Raw genomic sequence first — 12502 nt, 5'->3', positions numbered from 1 at the left:
TCTGTCTTGTCGGATTGGAGCGGCGCTGCGGCGCGTCACTCCGTGGCGAGAGCGGTCAGCGCCTCGATGAAGCGGTCGTTTTCGGAGCGGCTGCCGATCGTCACGCGGATGAAGGTTTCGTAGCCGGCTTCCTTCCACGGCTTGATGATGATCCCCTTCGACAGGAAGTGATCCAGCGCCGCCCGGCTGTCCCAGCCGACATCGATGAAGAGGAAGTTCGTCTGCGATCCGGCGACGCGAAAGCCGAGGGCTGCGACGCGCTGGGAGACCCGCTGTCGTTCCTGCTTCAGTGCGGCGACCGATGCGCGCATCCATGCTTCGTCTTCGAGTGCAGCGAGTGCGGCGGTCTGCGCGGCGGCATTGACGTTGAACGGTGTCTTGGCGGCGGTCATGGCGCGCGCCAGGCGCAGGTCCGACGTCACGGCATAGCCGACACGCAGGCCGGCAAGCCCATAGGCCTTGGAGAAGGTCCGCAGCACCACCCAGGAGAGATCGGTCTTTGCGAGGGCGGCCAGCCCGTCGGGCATGTCGTCGTCGGTGAACTCGAAATAGGCCTCGTCCAGCACGAGCAGCGTTTGTGGCGGAACCGCCGAGAGAATACGCTCGAGGCCGTCACGGTTAAGCGCCGGCCCGACGGGATTGGACGGCGACGACAGAAAGAAGATCACCGGTTTGCGCGTAAGCATGGCGACGATCGCGGGAATGTCGAAATCCAGGTCCGGCCGCATGGCAACCTTCTCGACCCGCGCGCCGTTGGCGAGCGCCTCTATCTCGTGCAGGCCGAAGCCGGGACAGAGCGTCGCGACGAAGGCGCCGGGACGAAGAATTGCGCGGCACGCCGCGGCGATCATCTCCTCCGAGCCGTTGCCGACGACGATGCGGTCTGCGGGAACGTCGAGCTTGTGGCTGAGGGCCGTGCGCAGTGTCGTGCAGGCCGGATCGCAATACCGCGCCGGATTGAGGCCGGCGAGGGCTGCGGCGACCTTCGGCGAGCAGCCGTCCGGGTTCTCGTTGCTGGCGAGCGCGGCGATGTCCTGCCGGCCGCTGTGCTTCTGCGCGGCGGCGATGTTCATGCCGGCATTGTAGGGCGGCAGACCGGCGACATGCGGGTTGAGCGGAATTTCATCTCGGAGCAGTTTCGTCACGGGCTCTCCTTCGGGTGGCGAGGCCCCCCCGGTTCAGGCCGCAGCCTCTTGGTCACAGTCGCTACAGATCGAGCACGAGCGAGGATTTCGGCCGGGTACAGCACAGCAGCACCCGATCCCTCGGCATCACGTCCAGCGGCTCCTCGAAATAGTCGACCTCTCCGGAGACGAGGCCCTGCTCGCAGGTTCCGCAGACCCCAGCCCGGCAGGAGAATTCCGGCTCGATGCCCTGTGCCTCCAGGAAGGCAAGGATGGATTCGCTCGTGCCGTCCCAGGAGAGCCTGCGCCCGGATTTCTGAAGAACGATATGAGGTCCGTCGCCTGCGGGGGATTGGTCGTCGGCGGGCGGCTTGACGGGGTGCGGTGTTGTCTGCGCGGCTTCCTTGAGAAGGCTTGCCGGGCCGAAGAACTCATAGGCGATACGTTCCTTGCGGACGCCCAGGCCGGTGAGAATACCATAGAGCGCCTGCATGAAGGGGGGCGGGCCGCACATGTAGATGTCGTAATCGTCGAGCGGCAGAAGTTCCTGGAGGGTGGCGCGTGTCAGGAAGCCTTCGGAATGGCACCGCATCGTGTCGAGGTCGGCGCTTTCTGCGAAACGGTAGCAGAAATGCACGGTGACGCCGGGTCTGAGGGCGGCAAGCTGTTCGACCTCGCCGCGCAGGGCATGGACGGCCCCGCTGTCGCAGGCGTGGATGAACCAGACGGGACGGTTGCTTTCCCGCGCCAGCACATCGAGCATCGAGACCGTCGGCGTCAGCCCGACGCCGCCGGAAAGCAGCACGACGGGCCGGCGGCTCGACGTGTCCAGCTTGAAGGCGCCGCGCGGCAGGTCGATCTCGACGATGGCGCCGGGCTCGATCTCGTCATGCAGCCAGCACGAACTCACACCCGCCGGCACGTCTTGCGACGGTGCGGCCTCACGCTTCACGGTGATCCGATACGTGCCCTCCTCGCGTGGGGACGAGGAGACCGTATAGTTGCGCAGGACATGGCCACCCTTGCTATCGGGAACCCGTATCGTGAGGAACTGTCCGGCCTCGAACGGCCGCCAGTGCTGCCGGTCGAGAGGGGCAAGTCGGAAAGACGTGATGGTGGTGCTTTCGCGTGCCTTCGAGATGACTTCGAAGGGGCGGAAGCGCGAGGCCGCGGCGTCCAGCATTCGGGCGATCCTTACTCAGCCGCTGCGTGGGCAGGCCCGGCTTGCGCCTCGGCAGCGATCATCTGGGCGAGCTTGCGGCGGAAGCGCATCGGGCCGACGTCGATCTTCAGGTCGAGGTTCGGCGTCTGCATATTCGCCATCCCGTGATGGACGGCCTCCAGTACGATACGGTCCTCCTCGAAGGCGCCGCGCACGGACTTGGCGAAGCTCTCGGAAACCTTGGCGTCGTCGGGCGCGAAATTGCGCATCTGGAACCAGTAGTATTTGGTGCGGTTCTCATCGACCGGCGTCATGAAGTTGTAGCTGTCCATGAGGAAGGTGTTTTCCGGCAGCGCGCGGCCTTCGCCGCCCGTATGGGCCGGCGCGAAGATCGCCTTGATGATGGCGTTGCTCGGGTAGCGGACCTCGTAGTGCTGCTTGCGGTCCGTATTGCCCTCGAACTGCAGGAAGGGGGCATAAAAGGGTGCCGGTTCGGAGTCGATCATCCAGCGCCAAACGGTCACGCCATCGTCCTTCACGGTCGTCTCCAGCGGCGTTTCCTCGCAGGCTGAGCTTGCGAAGGACGATTGATGGACCCAAGCGACGTGGGACGGATCGAGCAGGTTGTCGGTCATGTAGAGGTAGTTGCAGTTGAGCGTCATGGACTCGCCGCGATTGATGCCCCATGCCGGGTCGTCGAAATACTCCACCTCGAAAATGTCCTTCGGGTCGGCCTTTTCCGCCTCGCCCATCCATATCCAGAGCAGGCCGTAGCGCTCGTGAACGGGGTAGGAGCGCACCTTGGCGACATGGGGAATACGCTCTGCACCCGGAACGCGGGTGCAGGTGCCCGAACAGTCGAAGGTCAGGCCGTGATAGCCGCATTCCACGTCGTCGCCCTTGATGCGGCCCATGGAGAGCGGCAGCTTGCGATGGGGACAGGCATCCTCCAGCGCGGCGGCCTGGCCATTCTGCCGGCGGTAAAGAACGATCTTTTCGCCGAGGATGGTGACGGGCTTCAGCTCGCGGCTTACCTCGTGATCCCAGGCCGCGACGTACCAGGCATTCTTGAGAAACATCTCGCTCTCCTTGCGTTTTGATAAGCGAATGTTCGTTGTTTTCTCGGCGCCAACAAGTTGCCAGCTGCTGCGTTCTATTTTAGAAAATCTAAATTGGGATGCGTCGCGGGAGGAATGCGTAACGATGTCGAACCCGTCCTTGCGTGGCTTGCAGGCCTTTGAAGCCATTGGACGATGCGGCTCGGTGAGTGCTGCCGCGGAAGACCTCGGCGTGTCGCCGGGAGCCGTCAGCCAGCTGGTGCGCAATCTGGAGCAATGTCTTGGATTGACGCTTCTGGAGCGGCGCGGCCGGCGGGTGGAATTATCGTCCTGGGGACGGCTGTATTATCGCGAGGTTGCGAAGGGTTTTCAGCAGCTTTCCCACGCCGCCAATGTCCTGACGCGTGCGCGCAACGAAAGCGGCATCGTGCTCAGCGCCCTGTCCTCGGTCGCCAGCCGTTGGGTCAGCCGCAAGATCTTCGATTGGCAGTCGCTCTGTCCGGGCTCGAACGTGCGCATCCTCGGCCAGGAACAGGAACCTCGCCTCGGTGCGGAGGAGGTGGATTTCCGCATCACCTACGGCCGGCGTTCCTACGCCCACGAACACGTAGCAGTTCTGTTCACCGATTGGGTCGTGCCGGTCTGTTCGCCTGCGCTCATTGCAAACGGCGCTCCGCGCTGTCCGCAGGACATCCTCACATTTCCCCTGCTCAATGTGGAATGGGAGGCAGACTACAAGGCGTCGCCGCAATGGAAGGACTGGGCAAGCCTCATCGATGCCGATGGCCGGCAGACCTTTTCCGGCCTTTCTTTTACCTTGTCGAGCAGCGCCATCGACGCGGCCGCCAATGGGCGCGGATTTGTACTCGCGCAGGTTTCCATGGTGCAGGACGAGATTGCCTCGGGCAGTTTGATCGTTCCCTTCGACATTCGCATGAAGCTTTCCGAAAGCTACTATCTCGCCTGGGACAGGACCGCTCTTGAAAAGCCGTTCGGCCAAAGGTTCCACAAATGGCTCCTCGGAATTGCCAGGCAACAGGATCAGTATTCGGCGCCAGCGCTTCCAACAGCCGTCGCGTCATTGTGAACCGCGCCGGGTTTGCCGGAGGCTCCAACTTCTGAGAAAGTGGAGCCGATATGAGCAAGACAACAAACAAATTTTCACCGGAAGTCCGCCAACGCGCCATCCGTATGGTGCTGGATCACGAGGCAGAGCATCCGTCGCGGTGGGCAGCCGTTTCATCTATTGCGGGCAAGATCGGTTGCTCGCCAGCCACGCTGCATGAATGGGTGAAGAAGACCGAGGTCGACAGCGGCAAACGAGCAGGCCTGCCGAGCGACGCGGCCGAGAAGATGAAGGCTCTGGAGCGGGAGAACCGCGAGCTTCGTCAGGCTCGATCTGTATATTTTTGACAGCATAACGGAGGTGCAGGAGATCGCCACGGAATGGCTTTGGACGTATAACCACGAACGGCCCAACATGGGCATTGGCGGCATTACACCCGCTCAGAAACTGAAAATGGCCGCGTGAGTTCTACCGCTGAACCCCGTTAAAACGGGGAGGATTACCCACCTGCCTGCGACTTCCGGGCCTATAAGGATCGGAACCGTATCGAGCGGATGTTCAACCGTCTCAAACAGTTCCGTCGCGTTGCGACCCGATACGACAAGACGCGAAAATCCTTCTCAGAATTCCTTGCCCTGGCCGCCGCAAAGATATGGCTCCCATACTTTGTCAACAGGACCTAGTCGCATATTTTAAATTAAAATTAGACTTTAAAGAGCTAACTTTGATCGAATCGGTTTTCGAGCACCGCGCGCATCAAAGTTACTAAAGATGGCACGCGGCATCGCCGACTGGTGTCATGGTTCCGCGTCTGGTCGTTGCAAAGGAAGGCAGCCCTCGACGAATGCCGGGTATTCACGTCCTGGCTTGCCCTGTGTTTGGATGGATTGCGAAGGCATGTCTGCAATGGACGAACGGCGATACGACAATACGGTTGCGGCAGAGCTCAGGGCTCTCAATCAGCTATTCGCGACGGTCCGTTATGATCGCAGGGGACGCATCAATTCGGCCAATCACCGTTTCGTCCGCTTGCTCGGACACGAGCTCGAGGACGTTGTTGGCTCGAGTGCCGCGCTCTTTGAACGTCCAGGTGCTACGCCACTCTTGCAGACGGGCGCCTGGGACCGAATCCTGGATGGAGAGACCCATCGTGAAGGGCGGTTCTGGTTGACGAAGACGGGCCAGGAACTTTGGCTCGACATGACGTTTGTGCCAATCGGTATACCCTCTGACGACGACTTCGAGGTTGTGCAGATCATCTCGGATCTGACTGACCAGCAAGAGAAGATCGCAGACGAGCGTGGCCAGATCGAAGCGATCGGAAACTCCCAAGCCGTTATCCAGTTTTCTCTCGATGGCCATGTTCTTGATGCCAATACGCTCTTCCTCGAGACGATGGGTTACTCGCTGTCCGAGGTTCTAGGGCAACATCACTCGATGTTTGTCGATCCTGACTTTGCCAGCCACCAGGACTACCGTGATTTCTGGGCTTCGCTTGGGCGAGGGGAGCATCAGTCGGGTGAGTATCGCCGGCGCCACAAGTCTGGCCGGGATGTCTGGTTACAAGCCGTTTATAGCCCTGTTCTTGATCTCGCTGGCCGGCCCATCAAGATTGTGAAATTCGCCACAGATCGGACGGCTGAGAAACTGCGACAAGCCGATTATGAATGGCAGATCAATGCCATCCACAAGTCCAATTGTGTGGTAACGCTTGGAATGAACGGCACGATCCTCGATGCCAACGACAAGTTCCTCGACGCGGTCGGCTTCAGCCTTCAGGAAATCGCAGGCCGTCACCACCGGATACTTGTGGATGGCGCTGAGGCCCATGGTTTGGCCTATAATCAGTTCTGGCATGCGCTGAGACGCGGTGAGCATCAATCCGGCCTTTACAAGCGCGTCGGCAAGGATGGTCGCCAGATCTGGCTTCAGGCAACCTACAATCCGATCTTTGACGCAAACGGTGTTCCGTCCAAGGTGGTCAAGTTCGCTTCGGTTGTAACGGAAGAACGTCTTCTGCAGGCTGAATATCAGGGACAGATTGCAGCGATCAATCAGGCGCAATGTGTGATCTCGTTTGCACTTGATGGGACTGTCATCGATGCGAATGATAATTTTTTGGAACTCACCGGCTACAGGTTTGGCGAGGTCTACGGACAACATCACAGCATGTTTGTCTCTGCCGATGCAGCAGACTCTGACGAATATCGCAGTTTCTGGCGCGAGCTTGGCTTGGGCCGACATAAAGCGGGTGAGTACAAGCGTATTGGCAAAGATGGTCGCGAGATCTGGCTACAGGCGACTTACAATCCGATCCTCGACATGGAGGGCCGGCCATTCAAAATTGTCAAATATGCAGTTGACGTGACCGCCGAACGGCTGAGACAGGCCGATTACGAGGGACAGATCGAGGCTATCAACAAGTCGCAAGGCGTCGTAGAGCTTGCACTTGACGGTATCATATTGGCGGTCAACGACAACTTCCTTTCGACCCTCGGCTTTGAGCGTGACGACGTGGTCGGGAAGCATCATTCAGAGCTCGTCGAAAAGTCCTATGCCAAGAGCGTCGAGTATTCCCTGTTTTGGGAGACACTTCGCAGTGGGCAATATCACGCAGGCCTGTACAAAAGGCTCGGTAACGACGGTAGGGAGATCTGGATACAGGCTTCTTATAATCCAATCCTCGACCTGAATGGTTGCCCTCGCAAAGTGATTAAATACGCGACTGATGTGACTTCAAACGTCGCGCTTGCCGAGGCTTTTGAGGATGCAAAACGGCAGGCCCATTTGGATTCGGGTACCTCCCTGCCGAACCGGACAAAATTAGTAGCTTTCATGGAAACCGCTCTGGCGAGCGCTGCGGCAAGCATGACGGTATTCTACGTCGATCTGGACCGCTTCAAACCAATCAATGACACTCATGGTCATCATGTTGGCGATCTGGTTTTGGGGGCCGTTGCAGATCGCTTGCGGCGTGCCATACGCGCTGATCACATGGTCGCACGCGTGGGCGGCGACGAATTCGTCATTGCAGCGCCCGGAATGCCAGCCGAGGCGGTCGAACGGTTCTGCATGAAGCTTATGGAAACAGTCGGTGCGCCCATTCGCCATGAAAGCGGTGAGTTGACAGTTGGCATGTCGATTGGAGTGGCGATTGCGCCCATGGACGGCACAACGCCGGATGAGCTCCTGCGTGCCGCTGATACGGCGCTCTACCGCTCCAAGCAATCCGGACGCGGGCAGTTCAGTTATTTTGCTGCTGAGATGAACGACAAGATCATGTTGCAGCGTAAGATGACGGAGGATATGCGCCATAGCCTGACCGCCGGCCATTTCTTCCTTGAATACCAACCGCGTTTTGATACGCGTGCCCGTCAAATGCGCAGTGTCGAGGCCTTGGTTCGCTGGGCGCATCCGGAGCGCGGCCGCATCCCGCCATGTGATTTCATACCATTGGCCGAGCAAAATGGTTTAATCGTGCCGCTCGGGGACTGGATCCTCGACACTGCATGTGAGGCTGCCGCGAACTGGTCCGGGATCGGCGTTTCGGTCAACGTCTCGCCAGTGCAGTTTCGCGATACAAAATTCGTCGACAAGGTCAGGGATTGCCTTCGCCGCTCCGGTCTGAAGGGTGAACTTCTGGAACTTGAGATCACCGAGGGCGTCTTGCTCGAAGATGCTGAGCGGGCGATTGAAGTGCTCAACGAGTTGAAGGCCATGGGCGTGAAACTTGCCATGGACGATTTTGGCACTGGTTACTCTTCGCTTAGCTATTTGCGCAATTTCCCCTTCGACGTCATCAAGATCGATCGGAGCTTCATCAGCGATCTGGGTACGCGAGAAAGTGCGCGGCCGATCGTTCAAGCAATCCTCGGCCTTGGTCGCGCACTCGGCTTAAGCGTAACAGCGGAAGGTGTCGAAACAAACGAACAACTCGCCCTGCTGACGGCCGACCATTGCTCCGAGATCCAGGGCTTCCTGATGTCGAGGCCGCTGTCGCAAGCCAAGATTTCCGAGCTGATCGAGAAGGTGCCGGAAATCACGGGGGAAGCGTTGCTGCAAACTGCCTGAGCTTCAAGACAATTGATTGGTCAGACGGAACGACTATGTCGAGGACGAGATCCTCGGCCGACTGGAGGCGCTCGACAAGGACCCTTACGGCAGGCCGGGCTATCTGGCCAAAATCTCCTACTCGGACGACGACATGGGGGAGGATTTCCTTCAGTTCCTCAATATTGTCTTCGGCAACAGTTCCATCAAGCCAGGCCTGAAGGTGGAAGACATCAGCCCCTCACCCGGCGTGCTGGCGCTCTGCAAAGGCCCGCGTCACGGCATTGCCGGACTTCGCGCCAGGGCGGGCATAGGTGACACACCCCTTCTGATGTCTGCCATCAAGCCCGTGGGCCTGTCGACAGCACAGCTGGCTCGTCTCGCCCATGACTTCGCGCTCGGCGGCATGCATTTCGTGAAGGACGATCACGGCCTCGTCGATCAGAAGACGTCTCCGTTCGAAGAGCGGTTGCGGGCCTGCGTCGAGGCCGTCGGCGAGTCGAACGCGAAATCCGGCGGCCAGACAAGCTTTGTCCCCAACATTACCGGGCCAACGACATCACTCGTCGAGCGCGCAAGACGAGCGCAGGAAGCTGGCGCGGGTGCCGTGATGATCGCCCCGGCACTGGCCGGCTACGACGCCATCCGTGCGCTGGCGGAGGATTCGGACTTCTCGCTTCCCATCATCTCCCACCCCGCCTTTTCCGGCGCGAATGTCGTCTCACCCGACTGCGGCTTCTCGCACCGCAGCTTTTTCGGCACCTTGCACCGGCTGATGGGTGTGGACGCTGCCATCTACCCGAACTTCGGTGGGCGTTTCGGCTTTACTCGCGAAGAGTGCCTGTCGATTGCGAGGGCTTGTGCGGCCGACATTGGGGGACCCAAGGCGATCGTTGCCGCGCCGGGTGGTGGCATGACCTTAAGCCGTGTGCCCGAAATGCGAGAGGCCTATGGTGACGACGTCATGTATCTGATCGGCGGCGCGCTGCTGCAGGAGCCTAACCTGGTCGATGCCTGCCGCCGCCTGGTCGCCGCCGTCCATGCCTGACGGCCATTCCGCCTTGAGAACCCCGCATCAATTATGAGCCACTAGCAGTCCCATTTTATTCGCGACGGAGCAGTTGTTGAGGTCCTTCTGTGTGGTGGCAACAAAATTGAGCTCACGTATTTTCTATTTTAACAGATTTGGAATCCCGATTGACCCAATCTGAAAAAACGCAGCCGCGTCACCCCTCTCGTGCAACCGCGCCTCGCAGTGTAATGGTCGCCCGCAGGCCGCCCTTGGCCCGGTTCGTTAACTCCACCGTTCCGCCATGCGCGTGCAGTATGGCTCTCGCAATGGGGAGACCCAACCCGACACCCCCGGTCTCACGAGAGCGGGATTGTTCAAGCCGTGTAAACGGCTCGAAGACGCGGGAGAGATCCGCATCGGGTATGCCCGGTCCTGTATCGTCGATGGAAATGACGACATCGCTGCCCATTCGACTGAGACCAATGACCGCTTCGCCCCCGTAACGCTGGGCATTCTCTATCAGGTTGCGCAAGGCGCGCCGCATCGGCGTCCGCCGAAGCGGCAAGGTGACGGGTTCCATCGTGCCGGTTACCACCTGCGGACCGGTTTCGCTCAGTTCGGAGGCCAGATCCAGGAGCAGTCGCGAAATGTCCGTCGGTTCCATCGGCTGGTCAGGCGAGACGCCACGGGCATAGGCCAGCGTCGCCTCGACCATGTCCTGCATTTCATCCAGCGTCGCTGCCATGCGCTCTCGCGTCTCGTCATCATCGACCATCTCCGCCCGCAGGCGCAGCGCCGTGATGGGCGACCTAAGATCGTGACCGAGCGCCGCCAGCATTCGCGTCCGGTCGGCAACCATGCCGGATATGCGTGCCTGCATCCGCTCCATCGCGTCGGACAGTGCGCGCACCTCGTCGGGCCCGCCGCGCGGCATGGAAAATGCCGGACCGTCGATCCCCATCTCTTCCGCCGCCTGAACAAGGTGTCGCAGCGGGCCGGTGATCCGGCGCAGTCCAAGCCAGAGCGCTGCCATGATCAGCGCCAACGAAAGCAGAATAGTGCCCAGGATAGCCGGAGGGAGCTGGAAATCCCGGCGGTCGTTGCGGGAGCGGACATTGAGCCAGGTCCCGTCCTTCAAGAGCACGGACAGGCGAAGTTCGGTTGGAGCCACGCCTGCGGCCAGCAGCCGGTCACGCAACCAGGCAAGCGCGGCAGGAGGCGTCATGGGACGGCCGTCGCGCGGGGAGATCCCGACTTCTTCGGCACGAATCTCGCGCGGGCTTCCCAGCACATCTGTTACCCTGGATCGGACCGCCGGTAGCTCAGTTTCCTTCAAACTGATCGCGCTCTCTCCCACCTCGAATTGCGCTTGATGCGAGCGGGCCGCGGCAAGGACGCCCGGACGATTTTCCGGTTCGGCGGCTTCCAGTGCGAGAACGACCGCCGCTGCCCGCTCGGCGGTTTCGACTCTGAGGCTGGCTTGCAAGGCGGTCCCGCGTTCACCCGTGAAAAGCCAGAGGCTTATGAACTGGGCCACCAGGAAGGCGACCAGGATCAACAGTGCCAACTGCCCGGTCAGGCTGCGAGGGGCAAGCCGCATCAATTCACCTCTCGGACATCGGTCGCAAGGCTGTAGCCACCCGCCCGAATGGTGGCGATGATCCTGGGGCTTGCCGCGTCATCTTCGATCTTGCGGCGCAGGCGGCTGACCTGGTTGTCGATGGTGCGGTCGAAAACCTCGGCTACCCGGCCGGACGTCAGGTCCAACAGCTGATCGCGCGACAGCACGAAGCGCGGGCGTTCCAGAAAGATGGTCAGCAACTTGAACTCGGCGCTTGTCAGGCTGACTTCACGCCCGTCCTGATGCGTGAGGGCGCGGGTATCGGTGTCGAGCACCCAACCTGCGAAGGCCAGCTTGCGCCCACCAAGAGTACCAGCCATGGGCTCGGGCCGGTCAGAACGTCGCAAGATGGCCTTGATCCGCGCCAGGAGTTCGCGCGGATTGAAAGGCTTCACCAGATAGTCGTCGGCGCCGATTTCCAGACCAACGATGCGGTCGGTCTCCTCGCCCAAGGCGCTGAGCATCAGGATCGGCGGGCCGCCGCTGGCCGAAACGCGCCGCGCGGCGGAAAGCCCATCCTCGCCTGGCATCATCACATCGAGAACGATCAGATCGAACCTTCCGGCCTTCAGAGCCACGTCCATTTCCGCGGCATCGCGAGCAGGCGTTGCGCGCATCCCGTTCTTTTCCAGATATCGCGTCACCGCATCGCGGATTTCGCGATGGTCGTCCACGACCAGGATATGGGGCGATAGATCAGTCATGCCCTTACATAGCCTGCCGTTGCAGCAAGCGGGAGGAATTTTGCGTATCCGTCTGTCGCACTCCCTGTCCTTGCGACAGACGGATACAATTCAGGCCCCGTCGCGGCATCCTTCTGCGACAAAGCCCCTCCATCCTGGTCTCATTCGAAACACAGACCCGAAGAGGTGAGACCATGAAACGCAAGACGATCCTTACTCTTGGCGCCATCGCTGCCGTCGCAGTCATCGGCGGTGCGACCATTCCGGCCATCGCGGGCGGCGGCCCCTGGGGCATGATGGGAGGCCATGCACCGGGCATGATGATGCAGGGCGCCGACGGCGCAGGATGGGGGCCTGGCCGGATGGGCCAGCGCGCCGGCCATGGCCCGATGGGCATGAACGGCTTTGCCGAAAATCCGGTCTTCCAGTCTTTCGATGCCGACAAGGACGGCAAGGTCACGGCTACGGAGGCAGAGGCCGGTGTTTCCGCCCTGCTCGCCACCCATGATGCCGACAAGAGCGGCGCTCTGTCCGAGGCGGAATTTGCCGCGCTCTTTTCCGAGGTGACCAAAGGCATGGCCGCGCGACCCTTCGCCATGCTCGATGATGATGGCAACAAGGAAATCAGCGCCGAGGAAATCACCTTTCCCGTGAAGATGATGGCCCGCATGGGCCGCTTGACAGACATCAATGCCGGAACCCCGACCAAACCGTAACCAGACAGGG

At 60.6% G+C, this 12502-nt stretch carries 9 protein-coding genes and 3 pseudogenes; 7 read left to right on the top strand and 5 right to left on the bottom strand.

Features of this window, described 5'->3' with window-relative positions; all coding sequences use genetic code 11:
* Positions 1-35: 35 nt before the first annotated feature.
* From hisC to K8M09_RS22385, 3 genes are all read right to left on the bottom strand, one after another.
* Positions 36-1145 (bottom strand): histidinol-phosphate transaminase, encoded by a 1110-nt coding sequence (hisC, locus tag K8M09_RS22395; protein WP_023517409.1) that lies wholly within the window; start codon positions 1143-1145, stop codon positions 36-38.
* Between the two features lie 61 nt (positions 1146-1206).
* Positions 1207-2307: an FAD-binding oxidoreductase gene (locus tag K8M09_RS22390; RefSeq protein WP_024271188.1), complete on the bottom strand. Its 1101-nt coding sequence runs from the start codon at positions 2305-2307 to the stop codon at positions 1207-1209.
* Between the two features lie 11 nt (positions 2308-2318).
* Entirely contained in the window at positions 2319-3365 is a 1047-nt protein-coding gene (locus K8M09_RS22385) for an aromatic ring-hydroxylating dioxygenase subunit alpha (protein WP_035228497.1), read from the bottom strand.
* Positions 3366-3489: 124 nt separating this feature from the next.
* Here K8M09_RS22385 and K8M09_RS22380 point away from each other — a divergent pair, with 124 nt between their 5' ends.
* From K8M09_RS22380 to K8M09_RS22355, 6 genes and pseudogenes are all read left to right on the top strand, one after another.
* Positions 3490-4431: a LysR substrate-binding domain-containing protein gene (locus tag K8M09_RS22380; RefSeq protein ID WP_023513006.1), complete on the top strand. Its 942-nt coding sequence runs from the start codon at positions 3490-3492 to the stop codon at positions 4429-4431.
* A 50-nt stretch (positions 4432-4481) separates the two neighbouring features.
* Positions 4482-4748: pseudogene (locus K8M09_RS22375) on the top strand (transposase); the annotation flags it as partial.
* Positions 4738-4875, top strand: a pseudogene (locus K8M09_RS22370) (integrase core domain-containing protein); the annotation flags it as partial. The pseudogenes K8M09_RS22375 and K8M09_RS22370, both read left to right, overlap by 11 nt.
* A gap of 44 nt (positions 4876-4919) precedes the next feature.
* Positions 4920-5093 (top strand): annotated as a pseudogene (locus K8M09_RS22365) (transposase); the annotation flags it as partial.
* A 214-nt stretch (positions 5094-5307) separates the two neighbouring features.
* Positions 5308-8481, top strand: a complete 3174-nt coding sequence (locus K8M09_RS22360; protein ID WP_160787984.1) for a bifunctional diguanylate cyclase/phosphodiesterase — start codon at positions 5308-5310, stop codon at positions 8479-8481.
* Positions 8482-8497: 16 nt separating this feature from the next.
* Complete coding sequence (locus K8M09_RS22355; RefSeq protein WP_082342762.1) at positions 8498-9508, top strand: RuBisCO large subunit C-terminal-like domain-containing protein; 1011 nt, start codon at positions 8498-8500, stop codon at positions 9506-9508.
* Between the two features lie 178 nt (positions 9509-9686).
* Here the strand turns inward: K8M09_RS22355 and K8M09_RS22350 are convergent, their stop codons facing one another.
* Together K8M09_RS22350 and K8M09_RS22345 are read right to left on the bottom strand one after the other, a co-directional pair.
* A complete protein-coding gene (locus K8M09_RS22350) occupies positions 9687-11072 on the bottom strand; it encodes an ATP-binding protein (protein WP_229342505.1) in 1386 nt (461 codons plus the stop codon).
* Positions 11072-11797 carry a response regulator gene (locus K8M09_RS22345; protein WP_050746450.1) on the bottom strand — a complete coding sequence of 242 codons (726 nt, stop codon included), beginning with the start codon at positions 11795-11797 and terminating at the stop codon, positions 11072-11074. The genes K8M09_RS22350 and K8M09_RS22345 overlap by 1 nt, the downstream gene beginning before the upstream one ends.
* A 173-nt stretch (positions 11798-11970) precedes the next feature.
* Between K8M09_RS22345 and K8M09_RS22340 the strand changes: the two genes are divergently transcribed.
* Positions 11971-12492: an EF-hand domain-containing protein gene (locus tag K8M09_RS22340; RefSeq protein WP_050746449.1), complete on the top strand. Its 522-nt coding sequence runs from the start codon at positions 11971-11973 to the stop codon at positions 12490-12492.
* The last annotated feature ends 10 nt before the right edge of the window (positions 12493-12502 follow it).

Source organism: Shinella zoogloeoides, assembly GCF_020883495.1.
Classification (GTDB): Bacteria; Pseudomonadota; Alphaproteobacteria; order Rhizobiales; family Rhizobiaceae; genus Shinella; species Shinella zoogloeoides.
Note: the sequence above shows the minus strand (reverse complement) of the source record. Positions and strands in the feature narration are given on the sequence as shown.